Genomic DNA, 14169 nt, shown 5'->3' with positions numbered 1-14169 from the left:
CCGACTGCCACCGAAGAGGGATACATGCCTACCGACAGCTCTCCATCGCGCGGCTGGGACGACGACTCCGTGGAGACAGACCGATCCGTCACGACCCTCGCGGCGGCGGACGTCGTCGGCACCGCAGAGACGCTCGCTGTCGGGCTACGGGCACGGCTTGACACCTGGGACTCTAACGAGCCGTTGCGTCGACAGGTTTACGAGCGCGTGCGCCACGACCAGGTCGCACTCATGCCGCCCCGGTCGTCGGGAGAGCGAGGGGAATGGCACAGCGCCACCGCTGAAGCGCGGGATGCGCTCGCCTACGCGCTCGAGCTCGCCGCCCTTGAGGCGATGCGTCACGGCACGCCGACGCACAGCACCGTCGCGGTGGTCCACGAGTGCCACAATCTCGTCGAGTCCGCTGACGCGGCGGCGCGCGGGCTCAAGCACGCTCCCCGGTTTCTGCACCCCCGTCTCCACGCCGTCGCCGATGAGCTCGCCCCGTGGGCGTCAGGCCCTTGGCGGGATCCCGGACCCGAAGACGTCGTCAGCCTTGCGCTGCTGGGCCTGAGAGGCCGTTGGGAGCCGGACCTCGGACTTGTCGTCTCCGACGGGGACCTGGACGCCGCATGGCGCTGGGGCTACCTCACGGCCCCGTTCCCTGACGGTCGGATCAAGATCACGCGGGCGCCGGACCTCGTGTCGGCGGCTGGTGCGTCCAAGGGGCCAGGTCGACGTGCTGTTCCCGGTCCAGCCGGACCGGCGGAGAACCCGTACGTCGCCGAACGAGCCGAACGCCGCAACCGACACGGCGTTCCGCTGGACGCCTCGCTGCGATCCCTCGTCCTCCCCGTCGAGCTGCCGCTCCCCGAGAAGGACCGGGCCCGCAGATGGCACCGTGGTGACGTCCACGAGCTCTTCGCTCCGGGACAGTGGGCGGCGCTGGTCGGGGAACCGTCGGCAGGGGGAGGATCCGGAGCTCGGCGTGGCAGCACGGCGCATGCCGCGGACATCGGCTTCGGTGCGCCGGAGCTGCTTGTGACCCGAACGGTTCGAGTCAGCGGTCCGGATCTGAGGTTCGGTGCGTCGGAGGCCACGCTGGACGACTGCAGTTCCGACGAGGAGGTGCGCGAACGTGTGTGGCTCGCGGAGCCCATGGTCTGCCTGTCGCTGTGGAGGGTCGACGGCTCGGCGGTCATGACCCTGGAACGCCTGGCGCCGATCGAGGAGCCGGATCTGCTCACGACTCAGGGTCGACCTGATCCCCAGACGGCGGAGCGGCTCGCGCAGGTCGACGCGGACGTCAGCTCCGTCCTGCCCGACCTGCTCGCGGGAACGGGGCTGGACCCCCAACTGTCCATCGCCGAGGCGTTCCCCGATCAGGCGGAGGCCCTCGAGCTTTGGCTCGGCGAGCCAGGACGGCTCCGTCGATGGTTTATGACACGGCTCTCACGGCTCGCTCCCGGCTCCAGGACGCGCGGGTCGAGAAGCAGCATCCTCGACCTCCGAGTCGCAGGCACTGAGCGGCTCCGCGGACGAGAGACCACCGAGGGCCTCTACGTGGTCACCAGTCCGCGCATGTCACGGCGTATCGAGGCTCTGCTCTCACGGCGCGCACCGCGCCCCGAATACACCATGGCCACAGGTGCACCTCGGTCGTGGGCCCGGCTCGAGCTGGTCGACGAACCGGCCGAGGAAGCGGCCGCCAGCGCGGTCAGAAACGATTTGCGCGCGGTAGTGCTCAACCTCGAGGCGATGTCGGTGCACCACGAGTACCGGCGCTTCGGCGGCGGCATGGTTGCACTCACCATCCCGTTCGTGGCCCATCGCGCCGCCATGGCGCGCGACTACCGCCGCCTCGACGAGGCGGCCGGGCCGATCGACGACTTCGAAGGCGATGCGCTCGCGACACTCGCGCACGTTCAACGCAGCGCTCTACGGCGCCGCGTCGCCCGTCGGTTGGTGGGTCCGGAGCGGTTCCGCACCTGGACCGTCCCGGCGCAGCTGGTCTCGGCGCTGTTCCGGATGACCAAGAAGGAACTGCGCGAGCTGGACGGGGAAGTCGAGGAACTCGCTGGTCTGGTGCGCGCGAACCTCGAGCAGGCGCAGCAGCAGCGCAGGGACCGGTACGACAGGGTGGTGTCGTGGGTCGCGCCGGTGGCCGGCTTCTCGGTGCTCGTCGGCATGTACGCGGCTCTTGCTTCACTTCCCAACCGTGCGCACGACCAGTTGCTCGCCGCAGTTCCGGAAGCCGCCCTGGTCACAGGGCTGATCGTGGTCGTCGGGCTCGTCCTCGGGGCCGCATGGGACCGAGCAGCGCGCGGAGGACGACGACGCCGCGGCCGCGGGTAGGCGGCACCTAACAGCCGGGGTGCCGAGGGTGCTCGCGACATGCGAGCCGGTACCCCCAGCTGTGACCCGGCGTCATCGCGAGCCCGCGGGCGGGGCGTGGACGCTGCGGTCGCCCCCCGCCCGGGCCGACGCGGTCATGATCGAGCACGCGAGCGCTTCCAGGTCCCCACCGCGCATCCCGGGCCACCCGTGGACGGACTCGCGCCACTCTCGGGGGATCGCCCCCGCGCCCCGGGCGGCACCGAGCAGGGCGCCGGTGATGGCGGCCACCGTGTCGGTGTCACCGCCGATCCGCACCGCTGCCTGCAGCGCGTCACGGACGTGTGCGGAACCGTGGACCGCGTGAGTACCAGTCGTGTGGATGGCGTGCCAGGCGGCTTGCAGTGCGGTGACGGTGTATCCGTTGGCGGTCAGGGTCGTGACCGCGTCGTCGCGCTCCGCGTCGCGGATCCAGCAGGCCCAGGACCTGCGGCGCTCGTCGGGGATCAGGTCGAGACCGCCGCGAAGCTCGAGGCGGCCCTCCAGTACGGCGACGCGGATCGCCTCGGACCACAGCACACACGAGTCACCGGCCAGCGAGTCGGCATGCGTTAGTTCCGCGACCGCCCGGGCGGCGATCGCGACGTGCCAGCGTTCTTGGAGGTTCGTGAGCGCGACTGGTGCCGTGCGCATCAGCGCTCCGTTGCCGGCTGTGCGTCCGGTGTCGACGTGCAGGCTGTGAGCGGCGGACGTCAGGCGGAGCGACGGCCGCCCCGGGAAATCTCGCGCGCGCTCGAGGACGGTCTGCGTCTGCACGCCCACGTCGGCCGGCTCACCGGCAAACCATCGTTCGAAGGCGGAGGCCACCGCGTCGAGACCGGCTCGGCTCGTGAGCGGGACTGGCGACGCGGCGACCTCGGCGACGCACACGGCCATTTGCGTGTCGTCGCTCCACTCACCGGGCGCGTAGTCGCCGAGGCCGCCCCCGGCCATCTGGGCCGGTCCCTCGGGTGCAGGGCTGTACTCGTACGGCACGCCCAACGCATCACCGCACGCCATGCCCAGCAGAGCCCCCGCTGCCCGGTCGAGCACTTCCCGGTCGAGGGACACCAACCGGAGAGGCGGGACCTGGTACTCCGGGAGCACGATGATCGCGTCGTCGAGATCGCCTGCGAAACGGTCGCCTCGGGCCATCAGCACCTCGCGTTCATGTCTTGCGGATCGGGGGCGTGTGAACGTACGCCCTGCCTCTGACATCGAAGACTGCGCGGGGCCGGGCGATCAGGTCGTGTCCCAGCCGTGTGCGACGATCCGTGGACACGATGGAGGGGTTGCAGATGCCCATGCACGAGCCGCTGACCTGCGGTGATGCACGACGACGAAGTCCGCGGTCGCAGATGTCGATGATCCCCCCGCTACAAGATGACGAAGGCCCGGACCTCATGGTCCGGGCCTTCGTCGTGTACGCGCATCCTTCTCCGAGGTGCGCCCTGGCGCCGGGCCTGCACCGACGTAGGTCCCAGATTCTGCCGGTCGTCCCCGTCGAAACTCATGGCGCGGGCCGTCGTCGTGCACGACGACCCCGCACCAGAAGCAGGACCCCACGGTCAGCGCCGACGCACGGCGACGGCCCTGCCCTGGAGCGGCTCCCGCGGCTCCACCCACCTCGACCCACGCGGGCCCCGACCCCGCCACGACCACGGGCGGCCCACGCACCCACGGAGGACCCGATGTCTACCAGCACGCTCACCCGAGGCCCCGACCTGACCACCTGGGACCCGGAGGACCCCCAGAAGTGGGACGCCCGCTTCGCGTGGCGGACCCTGGCGGTCACCACGTTCAACCTCACCCTCGCCTTCGCGATCTGGTACCTGGTGAGCGCGATCGCGCCCCGGCTCAACACCGTCGGGTTCGACCTGAGCGACGCCCAGCTGTACTGGCTCGTCGCCCTGCCCGGCCTGGCGGGCGGCCTGCTGCGGATCGTGTACATGTTCCTGCCCGCCGTCCTGGGCACGAAGACGCTCGTGGGCGGGACCGCCACCCTCATGGTCCTGCCGGTGATCGGCTGGGTGCTGGTCGTCCAGGATCCGCAGACGCCGTACTGGGTCCTCCTCGCGCTGGCGTTCGCGGTGGGCATCGGCGGCGGGGCGTTCTCCGGCTTCATGCCGTCCACCAGCTACTTCTTCCCCCGCCGGCTCGCCGGGACGGCCCTCGGCCTCCAGGCCGGCCTCGGCAACTTCGGCGTCAGCCTCGTGCAGTTCCTCACGCCCTGGGTGATCGGGTTCTCGCTGTTCGGCACCGTGATGATCACGCCTCAGCGGACCGCCGACGGCGGCACCCTGTGGCTGCACAACGCGGCACTCGTGCTCGTGCCGTGGGTCGTCCTCGGCGTCGTGCTGTCCGCGCGGTACCTGCGCCGGGTGCCCGTCCGGGCGAACGTCCGCGAGCAGCTCGACATCTTCCGCGACAAGCACACCTGGATCATGACGGCCGTCTACCTCATGACGTTCGGGGCCTTCAGCGGGTTCGCCGCCCAGCTCGCCCTCATCATCCGGAGCGAGTACGGCAGCTTCGCCGACGCCCCGGACCCGCTGAAGTACGCGTTCCTCGGCCCGCTCATCGGCTCGCTCGTGCGCGCCGGCCTCGGCCCGCTGTGCGACCGGTTCGGCGGCGCGATCTGGACCCTGATCTCCGGCATCGGCATGACGATCAGCACGGCGGTCACGCTGATGTTCCTCGAGCCGACCGACGTCCGCCAGTTCGACGGCTTCCTCGTGGGCATGCTCGCGATCTTCTTCTTCGCCGGGATGGGCAACGCCGGGACGTTCAAGCAGATGCCGATGATCTTCCCCAAGCGCCAGGCGGGTGGCGTCATCGGCTGGACGGCGTCCATCGCCGCCTTCGGACCGTTCCTCGTCGGGGTCGCCCTGACCGCCATGGCGCCGCGGACGTTCTTCATCGGCGCGGCCGTCTACTTCGCCTTCTGCACGGTCCTGACCTGGCGGTACTACGCCCGCCCGGGCGCACCCAACCCCAGCTGACGCGTCGCCGCCGGGCCGGGGCCCGCCGGCACACGCCGGCGGGTCCGGGCCCTAGGGCCCGAGTTCTCACGTCGAGCGCCGGGAAAACTCGTCACGGCGGTCTCGACCGCCCTCACCACCCACCACCTCGGGAGCAACGCACCATGACCGCCAGGGCCCTCGGCCGGATCGTCGTCGTCGGAGCCGGCATGGTCGCGCACCGCCTCACCGACCAGCTCACCACCCGCTCGCCCGACGGCGCGTGGCAGCTCACCGTCCTGGGGGACGAGCCCGGCCTGCCCTACGACCGCGTCCACCTCTCCGAGTTCTTCTCGGGCCGCGACGCGCAGGCGCTGGCCATGGAGCCGGCCGTCTGGGACGACCCGCGGGTGCAGCTGGTGACCGGGGACCGCGTCGAGCGCCTCGACCGCGACGCCCAGACCGTCACGACCCGCTCCGGCCGCGTCGAGCCGTACGACACCCTGGTCCTGGCCACCGGCTCGTGGGCGTGGACCCCGCGGACGGAGGGGACCGACCTGCCCGGCGTCTTCAGCTACCGGACGATGGCCGACGTCACGGCGATCCAGGACTGGGTCGGCCGGCGCCGCGAGCAGCTCGGGCGGCCCCTGTGCGGTGCCGTCGTGGGCGGCGGCGTCCTCGGGCTGGAGGCGGCGGCCGCGCTGCAGACGCTCGGTGCGGCCCCGACCGTCGTGGAGTTCGCCGACCGGCTCATGAACGTCCAGCTCGACGACGGCGGCGGCGAGGCCCTGCGCGTCCTCGTCACGGGCCTCGGCATGGAGGTGCGTACCGGGACGGCGGCGACCCGCCTCGGGGCCGGTCCCGACGGGTCGGTGGCCACGCTCGACCTGTCGTCCGGCGAGAGCCTGGCTGCGGACGTCGTCATCTTCTCGACCGGCATCCGCCCCCGGGACCGCCTCGCCCGCGAGAGCGGCCTGGCGATCGGCGAGCGTGGCGGCGTCGTCGTCGGTCCGACGTGCCGCACGTCGGACCCCGCGGTCTGGGCCATCGGGGAGTGCGCGTCCTTCGAGGGCGAGTGCGTGGGTCTGGTCGCTCCCGGCAACCTCATGGCCGACGTCGTCGCCGACCAGCTGCTCGGCGGCACCCGCACCTACCGGCCGGCGCCCGAGGGCACCAAGCTCAAGGGCGTCGACGCCGAGGCCGCGAGCTTCGGCGACGTCTTCGCGCTCACCCCCGGGGCGCTCGAGGTCACGCTCGCGGACCCCGTCGCGCGGACCTACCGCAAGATCGTCGTCTCCGACGACGCGCGCACGCTCCTGGGCGGCGTCTTCGTCGGCGACGCGAGCCTGTACGCGTCGCTGCGCCCGCTGCTCGGCCGCCCTCTCGGCGCGGACCCGTCGGCGTTCCTGGCGACCGAGGGAGCCGCGCCGGCGCCGGGCGGCGACGTGCCCGACGACGTCGTCGTCTGCTCGTGCGCGAACGTCTCGGCCGGGACCGTCCGCGCGGCAGTGACCGACCACGGCTGCACGACCGTCGGCGCGGTGAAGGCGTGCACGAAGGCCGGCACCGTGTGCGGGTCGTGCGTCCCCCTCCTGACGAAGATCGTCAACGGGACCCTCGAGAAGGCCGGCATCACCGTCTCGCGCGCCATGTGCGAGCACTTCGCGATGCCGCGCGCGGACCTGTACGCGCTCGTGCGCGACGGCGGCCTGCGGACGTTCACCGAGATCGTCGCCGCCCACGGCACCGGGCGCGGGTGCGCGATCTGCAAGCCGGTCGTCGCCTCGATCCTGTCCTCGGTCGGCGCCGGGCACGTGCTGGAGCGCGAGCTCTCCGCCCTGCAGGACACCAACGACCACCTCCTCGCGAACATGCAGAAGGACGGGACGTACTCGGTCGTCCCGCGGGTACCCGGCGGGGAGATCACCCCCGAGAAGCTCGTCGTCATCGGGCAGGTCGCGGCGGAGTTCGGGCTCTACACGCGCATCACCGGCGCCCAGCGCATCGGCATGTTCGGCGCCCGGATGGACCAGCTGCCGGCGATCTGGCGCCGCCTCGTCGACGCCGGGTTCGAGTCCGGGCAGGCGTACGGCAAGTCGCTGCGCGCGGTGAAGTCGTGCGTCGGGCAGGCGTGGTGCCGGTTCGGCGTCCAGGACTCCGTCGGCATGGGCGTGCGGCTCGAGCTGCGCTACCGCGGCCTGCGCACGCCGCACAAGTTCAAGGTCGGCGTCTCCGGGTGCGCCCGCGAGTGCGCGGAGGCGCGCGGCAAGGACGTCGGCGTCATCGCGACGGAGAAGGGCTGGAACGTCTACGTCGGAGGCAACGGGGGCTTCACCCCGCGTCACGCCGAGCTCCTCGCCGAGGACCTCGACGACGACCGGCTCGTCCAGGTCATCGACCGCTTCCTCGCCCACTACATCCAGACCGGCGACCGGCTCCAGCGCACCGCGCCGTGGGTGGCGGACTACCCGGGCGGCATCGAGGAGCTGCGGCGCGTCGTCGTCGAGGACTCGCTCGGCATCGGCGCCGAGCTCGACGCGATCGTCGTCGAGCACGTCGAGGGCTACGCCGACGAGTGGCGCGCGACCCTCGAGGACCCCGAGAAGCTGCGTCGCTTCGAGGCCTTCGTCAACGCGCCCGGCGAGCACGACCCCGACCTCCGCTACGCCCCCGAGCGCGGCCAGGCACGCCCGGCCCGTCCCGGCGAGGCCGGCCACCACGACCCCGTCATCGCCCGCACGCTGGAGGTGCCGAAGTGAGCTGGACCCCCGTCTGCGGCCTCGCCGACCTCGTCCCGGAGCGCGGTGTCGCCGCGCTCGTCGACGGTGACCAGGTCGCCGTGTTCCGCCTCGCCGACGACCGTGTGATGGCCGTCCAGCAGAAGGACCCCTTCTCCGGTGCGAACGTCCTCGCGCGCGGCATCGTCGGCAGCGCCGGCGAGGAGCCCACGGTCACCTCGCCCATGTACAAGCAGGTGTGGTCGCTCGTGACCGGGGAGTGCCTGGACGCGGCCGGCAAGGCGCCCCAGGCGCTGCGCACCTACGCCGTGCGGGTCGTCGGCGGCACGGTCGAGGTGTCGCCGTGACCACGCTCGTGGGCCTGGACCTGACCGGGCGCCGGGTGCTGGTCGTCGGCGGCGGGCAGGTGGCCGCCCGTCGGCTCCCTGCGCTCGTCGCCGCGTCCGCGAGGGTCGTCGTGGTGACGGAGGTGGCGACCACCGAGGTCGCCGCACTCGCCGCGACCGGGCGGGTGGAGCTGGTGGAGCGGCGCGTCGTCGAGGCCGACGTCGACGGCGCGTGGCTCGTGCACACGTGCACCGGCGACGCGGTCGTCGACGCGCAGGTCGCCCGGTGGGCCGAGCAGCGCCGGACGTTCTGCGTCGTCGCCTCCCGGTCCGAGGCCGGCAGCGCCCGCTTCCCGGCGACGACCACGACGGGCGACGTCGTCGTCGGCGTCACCTCCGCCGGCGCGCCCGACCCCAGACGCGCGGCGGGTCTCCGGGACGCGATCGCCGACCTCCTCCTCACCGGTGCGCTCAGCGCCCGTCGGCACCGGGCCGGCGGGACCCTCGCGCCCGGGTCCGTGGCGCTCGTCGGCGGGGGACCGGGTGACCCGGACCTCATGACGGTGCGCGCCCGGTCGCTGCTCGCCCAGGCCGACGTCGTCGTCGCGGACCGGCTCGGCCCGACGTCGGTCCTGTCCGAGCTCGGGGACGAGGTGGAGGTCGTCCACGTCGGGAAGAGCCCGGGGGCCCACCAGGTGCCCCAGGGCGAGATCGAGGAGATCCTCGTCCGCCACGCCCGCGCCGGCCGGCGCGTCGTGCGCCTCAAGGGCGGCGACCCGTTCCTGTTCGGTCGCGGCGGCGAGGAGGTCCTCGCGTGCCGGCGCGCCGGTGTCCCGGTCACCGTGGTCCCCGGCGTCACGACCGCGGTCGCGGCACCCGCACTGGGCGGCATCCCCGTCACCCACCGCGGGACGGCCGACCGCGTCCACGTCGTCAACGGGCACGGGGACCTGCGGCCTGCGGACCTGGCCGCCCTCGCCAGCACCGACACCACGGTGGTGGTCCTCATGGGTGTCGCCGGCCTCGCGCGGCTGTCCGCCCAGGCGACGGCGGCGGGCGTCGACCCGGCCACCCCCGCGGCGGTCGTCTCCCACGCCGGGCTCCCCCAGCAGCGCACCGTCCGGGCCCGCCTGGACCAGATCGCGCGGGTCTGCGCGGAGGAGGGCGTGCGCTCGCCGGGCGTCGTCGTCGTCGGCGGCGTGGCCCGCGAGGACCTGCTCGTCCCGGATCTCGCCGCCGGCCCGCCCGACGGGCCGGTCGAGGCGCACCGGACGCGCGAGCTCGTCGGCGCCCCCGCATGACGGCGCCGGTCCTCGTCGCGTGCTCGCACGGGACGCGCAGCCCTGCCGGGCGTGCGGCGATCCGTCGGATCGTCGACGACATCCGTGCCCTGCGCCCCGAGCTCGACGTGCGGCCCGCCCACGTCGACGTCGAGGCGCCGGCGGTCGCCGACGTCGTCAGCGCCGCCCTGACCGGCCCGGGGGGCGGCGCCGGACCGGTTCCCGGCGTGGTCGTCGTGCCGCTCCTCCTGTCGACCGGGGTCCACGTGCGCCACGACATCGGCGCGGCCGTCCGCGCACCGCGGGCCGCGGCCGCGCGCCACCTGGGGCCCGACGAGCGCCTCGTCGACGTCCTCCACGAACGTCTGACGGAGGTGGACGTCGGGCCCGGCGACGCGGTCGTGCTGGCCGCCGCCGGGTCGAGCGACCCCAGCGCCCGGCACGACGTCGAGCAGGTGCACGCGTGGCTGGCGCAGCGGCACAGCGGCCCGGTCACCGTCGGCTACTGCGCCGCGAGCGGCCCGTCGGTCCCGGAGGCGGTCGCGCAGGCGCGCGCCGGGGGAGCGACGCGCGTCGTCCTCGCGAGCTACCTGCTCGCGCCCGGCTTCTTCCACTCCCTGCTCTCCGGGGCCGGCGCGGACGCCGTCACGGCACCGCTCGCGCCGCACCCGCTCCTCGCGCACATCGCCCTGGACCGGTACGAGGAGCGCGCCCGACGTCCCCAGCCCTGACGGTCGCCCCTGACGGTCGCCGCTGCGGCGGTCGTGGCCGGCTCGGGCGTCCCGCGCGACCCGACCGCGGCCGGCCTGGGCCCCTGGTCCCGTCGGCCGCGGTGCGCGGGCGGTCGACCCGCGGGCTTCATGCGTTCTTCATCGTTCCTCAGCACGACCTCGACCTGCGCCGTCGACGGTGAGGTGGCGCCGGACAGCCCGGCGCGCACGACGGAGGACTCCCATGGTCGCCACCGCACCCACCGCACCCAGCACGGCCGGCACGGCCGGCACGCCCCTGGCCCCGACGAGCAGGCGCGGCAGCCGCATCGCCGTCGTGACGGCCGTCCTCCTGGCCATCGCCGTCGTCGCGCTGCTGCTGCCGGCCTGGCCGGCCGGGGAGGACATGGGATCGACGCACTACATGGGCCTGCTCGCGGCGAACCAGCCGTGGAACCTGCTGCTGTTCATGGCGGTGCCCGTGGTCCTGGCCGAGACGATCGCCGTGACCGAGCTGGCGATCCTCTTCCGCCGCACCGTGCCGCCGGTCGTCGCGGGCCTCAACCGGTACGCCGGCCTGGTCTCCGGCTTCTACTTCCTCGGCGTCGTCGTCTACCTCACCAAGAACGCGGTCGTCCCGCTGACGACGGGCGGCGGCTGGCGTGGGTGGGTCGACGTCGTCGCCGTCGGGTTCTACCTGCTCGGCATCGTCCCGCTGCTCGGCATGAGCCTGCTCGAGACGCGCGTCGTGGGCGCGGCGTGGGACGACCAGCGCCGCCTCAAGGTCCACGCCACCCTGGTGGGCCTGTTCCTCGTGGTCGCCCACGTCGCGATGATCGCCGGCATGCTCGACCCGGCCGTCGCCGGGTGGGACCCCACGCACGTCATGGAGGACGGCGCGCGCATGGACGGCATGACGCACTGAGCCCGGGTCGCGCCCCGGCTGACGCGGGGCGGTCCGGCGGTCGTCACCGCGGAGTTGCGCACGGCGCGCGCGTGCGTCGCGGAGGATGGGCGGGTGCTCCCGGACCTGACGCGCCGCGCGGCCGCGGCGACGACCGCCGTCGTGCTCGCCGGGCTCGTCGCGTGCGCCGGACCGGTGCCCGGGGGGCCGTCGCCCGCGCCGGCCCCGCCGAGCACGTCCGTCGCCCCGGACGATCCGTCGCCGGGCGCCCCGCCGTCGGCGCCGGCCGAACGGGCCCTCGACCTACGTGAGCTCGAGGCGCAGTTCGGTGCGCGCGTCGGTGTCCACGTCGTCGACACGGGCACGGGCGCGACCGTGACCTGGCGCGCCGACGAGCGCTTCGCGTACGCGTCGACGATCAAGGCGCTCGCGGCCGGGGCGGTGCTCGACCTCGTCGGGGTCGCCGGCCTCGAGCAGCAGGTGCGCGTCGAGACCGCCGCCCTCGTCCCGTCCTCGCCGGTGACCGAGGCCCACGTGGGCGGCACCCTCAGCCTGCGGGAGGTGGCGGAGGCGGCCGTCACGCGCAGCGACAACACGGCCGGGAACCTCCTGCTCGAGGTCCTGGGCGGTCCGGCGGGGCTCGACGCCGCGCTGACCGCCCTGGGCGACGACGTCACCGTGGTGTCGCGCGTCGAGCCGGACCTCAACGAGGCGGTGCCCGGCGACGACCGCGACACGACGACGCCGCGCGCCCTCGCCGGCGACCTCCGTGCCTACGTCCTCGGAGACGTGCTGGACGAGGCGGAGCGGGGCGTGCTGCGGGACTGGCTCGTGGGGTCGCAGACGGGCGCGACGCTCGTCCGCGCCGGCCTGCCCGCCGGCTGGGTGGTGGGGGACAAGTCCGGGACCGGCGGCTACGGCACCCGCAACGACGTCGCGGTGGCCTGGCCTCCCGGTGGGTCGCCCGTGGTCGTCGCCGTCATGTCGGACCGCGGCGTACCCGACGCCGAGCGGGGACGACCGGCTCGTCGCCGAGGCCGCGGCCCAGGCGGTGCAGGCGCTGACCGCGGGCTGACGCGCCGCCGCCGGCCGCCCGCCGCCCGCCGCCCGCCGCCCGCCCGCTGCGCGACGCCCCCCGCCGGGCCCGCTACGCGGTGCGCCGGGCGAGGAGCGTGGAGTCGTCGACGTCGTGCGTGACGCCGTCGCGCGTGACGGTCCGCGGTCGCTGCTCGACGACGAGCACCTCGAACCCCTCGGGCAGGCCCGGCAGGAGGTCCTCGGCGAGGAACATCGCGCGGCGGTGCGCGCTCGTGAGCTGCGTGTGCCCGTCAGACGGTGCGTGGCCGACGACGAGCAGGTGCCCGCCCGGGGCGACCGCCGTCGCGAGGCGCCGCGTCGTGGCGACCATGCCGCCGTCCGGCGGGTGCAGGAAGTGGGTCGTCACGAGGTCCCACGTCCTGCCGGCGGCGTCGAAGGCGCGGGCGTCGACCTGCCACCAGTCGACGCGGTCCGCGACACCGGCCGCCGCGGCGTGGCGCGCCGCGCGCGCCAGGCCGTTGGCGGAGAAGTCGGCCCCGGTGACGCGCCAGCCCTGCTGCGCGAGCCAGACGACGTCGGCCCCCTCGCCGCAGCCGACGTCGAGCGCCGTGCCCGGCGCGAGCGGCGTCACCTCGGCGACGAGCTGGGCGTTGGGGCGCCCGGACCACACGGGCGCGTCCCCGGAGTACCGCTCCTCCCAGCCGTGCGGCTCGAACAGGGCCGCGGCCTCGTCCTCGGTCGGGCGGTGCTCGTGCGCGGTCATCGGGCGGCTCGTCTCGGTCCCATGCCGGGAGCGTGCGCGCCGCGGCGCCCCGGTGACAAGTCCCGTTGCCGGAACGGCAAGCGCACGACGGGCCCCGGGCTCACCCCTGGGAGGACGGCGCCGGCGGCGCGGTCGCCGCGTCGACCCGGGCGACGAACTCCAGGACGGCCGCCGCGAGCCGGTCGGGCGCCTCGAGCGCGGCGTAGTGCCCGACGCCGTCGAGCTGGGCCTGCGCGACCTCGCCGCGCGTCACCTGGGCGAGGGTCGCCGCCGTGAACGGGCCGCCCCCCGCCCCGACCGCCAGCACCGGCATCGTCAGCGGCCGGGTCGCCGCCAGGTCACGGAGCTCGTCGCCCTCGGTGAGCATCGACCGGTAGAGGCCGGACGCGCCGCGCCAGCCGCCCGGGACCGCGTAGGCGCGCGCGAGCTCGGCGACGTCGTCGGGACCGACGGCGTCGGGCGTGGCGGTCAGCGGCCCGAACGCCCAGCGGCGGAGCAGCTCCTCCTCGCGCCCGGGGAAGAGCAGGTCCGCGACGCCCGGGGTCGCGAGCGCGCCGATGTGCCACGAGCCGCCGGCCCGGACGTCGGCGAAGGCCTCGAGCCCGAACCCGGCGAGCCCCATCTCGACCGCGGTGAGGCTCCGGACGTCCTCCGGGTGGGTCGCGGCGAGGCGGAAGGCCGTGCCGCCGCTGATGTCCTGCGCGAGCAGGTGCACGGGCCCGGCACCGAGGTGCGCGACGAGCTCGTGGAGGTCCTGGGCCGACGTCGCGCTGTCGTACGGGCCGTCGCCGTGCGACGAGTCGCCGAAGCCCCGCAGGTCGACCGCGACCACCCGGTGGCGCGTCGCGAGGCGCGGGACGACCTCGTGGAACGCCCACCACGTCTCCGGGAACCCGTGGACCAGCAGGACCGGCGAGCCCGTCGACCCCGCCGAGACGTAGTGCAGCTCGGTGCCGTTGACTGCGGCCCGGTGGTGGGTGAGCCCCTCGACGTGGGACTGCTGCTGGACGACCATGACGACCTCCTTGAAGACAACCTGGTTGACCATTATAGACAACCTGGTTGACGGATGTCGATCGGGCGGCGGCCGTAGCCTGA

11 protein-coding genes are annotated in these 14169 nt (G+C 74.2%); 8 read left to right on the top strand and 3 right to left on the bottom strand.

From position 1 onward, the window contains the following. Positions 1–24: 24 nt before the first annotated feature. On the top strand, positions 25–2334 hold the full coding sequence (locus tag JIG38_RS14780) for a hypothetical protein (protein ID WP_199424587.1): 2310 nt from the start codon (positions 25–27) through the stop codon (positions 2332–2334). Positions 2335–2406: 72 nt separating this feature from the next. Here JIG38_RS14780 and JIG38_RS14775 read toward each other — a convergent pair whose 3' ends face one another. After that, complete coding sequence (locus JIG38_RS14775) at positions 2407–3507, bottom strand: ADP-ribosylglycohydrolase family protein (protein WP_199424679.1); 1101 nt, start codon at positions 3505–3507, stop codon at positions 2407–2409. 536 nt (positions 3508–4043) lie between these two features. On the opposite strand from JIG38_RS14775, the gene JIG38_RS14770 reads away from it, so the two are divergent. The 7 genes from JIG38_RS14770 (at position 4044) to bla (ending at position 12467) form a co-directional block, all read left to right on the top strand. Next, positions 4044–5354 (top strand): MFS transporter, encoded by a 1311-nt coding sequence (locus JIG38_RS14770; RefSeq protein WP_199424586.1) that lies wholly within the window; start codon positions 4044–4046, stop codon positions 5352–5354. Positions 5355–5497: 143 nt separating this feature from the next. Next, on the top strand, positions 5498–8071 hold the full coding sequence (nirB, locus tag JIG38_RS14765) for a nitrite reductase large subunit NirB (protein ID WP_199424585.1): 2574 nt from the start codon (positions 5498–5500) through the stop codon (positions 8069–8071). After that, positions 8068–8397: a nitrite reductase small subunit NirD gene (nirD, locus tag JIG38_RS14760; protein ID WP_199424584.1), complete on the top strand. Its 330-nt coding sequence runs from the start codon at positions 8068–8070 to the stop codon at positions 8395–8397. The genes nirB and nirD overlap by 4 nt, the downstream gene beginning before the upstream one ends. After that, the gene (cobA, locus tag JIG38_RS14755; protein ID WP_199424583.1) at positions 8394–9677 is read left to right on the top strand and encodes a uroporphyrinogen-III C-methyltransferase; all 1284 of its coding nucleotides are present in this window, start codon (positions 8394–8396) and stop codon (positions 9675–9677) included. Before nirD ends, cobA begins: the two co-directional genes overlap by 4 nt. Then, positions 9674–10387: a sirohydrochlorin chelatase gene (locus JIG38_RS14750; protein ID WP_199424582.1), complete on the top strand. Its 714-nt coding sequence runs from the start codon at positions 9674–9676 to the stop codon at positions 10385–10387. Before cobA ends, JIG38_RS14750 begins: the two co-directional genes overlap by 4 nt. A gap of 223 nt (positions 10388–10610) precedes the next feature. After that, positions 10611–11291 carry a DUF6803 family protein gene (locus JIG38_RS14745; protein ID WP_199424581.1) on the top strand — a complete coding sequence of 227 codons (681 nt, stop codon included), beginning with the start codon at positions 10611–10613 and terminating at the stop codon, positions 11289–11291. A gap of 93 nt (positions 11292–11384) precedes the next feature. Further along, positions 11385–12467: a class A beta-lactamase gene (bla, locus tag JIG38_RS14740; protein WP_307844953.1), complete on the top strand. Its 1083-nt coding sequence runs from the start codon at positions 11385–11387 to the stop codon at positions 12465–12467. Here bla and JIG38_RS14735 read toward each other — a convergent pair. Then, a complete protein-coding gene (locus JIG38_RS14735) occupies positions 12418–13071 on the bottom strand; it encodes a class I SAM-dependent methyltransferase (protein WP_199424580.1) in 654 nt (217 codons plus the stop codon). The genes bla and JIG38_RS14735 overlap by 50 nt on opposite strands. Positions 13072–13171: 100 nt before the next feature. Beyond that, the gene (locus tag JIG38_RS14730; protein ID WP_233405063.1) at positions 13172–14119 is read right to left on the bottom strand and encodes an alpha/beta fold hydrolase; all 948 of its coding nucleotides are present in this window, start codon (positions 14117–14119) and stop codon (positions 13172–13174) included. Positions 14120–14169 lie beyond the last annotated feature (50 nt).

Source organism: Actinotalea solisilvae (assembly GCF_016464425.1).
Taxonomy (GTDB): domain Bacteria; phylum Actinomycetota; class Actinomycetes; order Actinomycetales; family Cellulomonadaceae; genus Actinotalea; species Actinotalea solisilvae.
This window is presented reverse-complemented; position numbering and strand designations above follow the sequence as displayed.

Coding starts and splice junctions, on each gene's coding strand:
- JIG38_RS14780 (WP_199424587.1), top strand. CDS start 25: ATGCCTACCGACAGCTCTCCATCGCGCGGCTGGGACGACGACTCCGTG.
- JIG38_RS14775 (WP_199424679.1), bottom strand. CDS start 3,507: ATGGCCCGAGGCGACCGTTTCGCAGGCGATCTCGACGACGCGATCATC.
- JIG38_RS14770 (WP_199424586.1), top strand. CDS start 4,044: ATGTCTACCAGCACGCTCACCCGAGGCCCCGACCTGACCACCTGGGAC.
- nirB (WP_199424585.1), top strand. CDS start 5,498: ATGACCGCCAGGGCCCTCGGCCGGATCGTCGTCGTCGGAGCCGGCATG.
- JIG38_RS14750 (WP_199424582.1), top strand. CDS start 9,674: ATGACGGCGCCGGTCCTCGTCGCGTGCTCGCACGGGACGCGCAGCCCT.
- JIG38_RS14745 (WP_199424581.1), top strand. CDS start 10,611: ATGGTCGCCACCGCACCCACCGCACCCAGCACGGCCGGCACGGCCGGC.
- JIG38_RS14735 (WP_199424580.1), bottom strand. CDS start 13,071: ATGACCGCGCACGAGCACCGCCCGACCGAGGACGAGGCCGCGGCCCTG.
- JIG38_RS14730 (WP_233405063.1), bottom strand. CDS start 14,119: ATGGTCAACCAGGTTGTCTTCAAGGAGGTCGTCATGGTCGTCCAGCAG.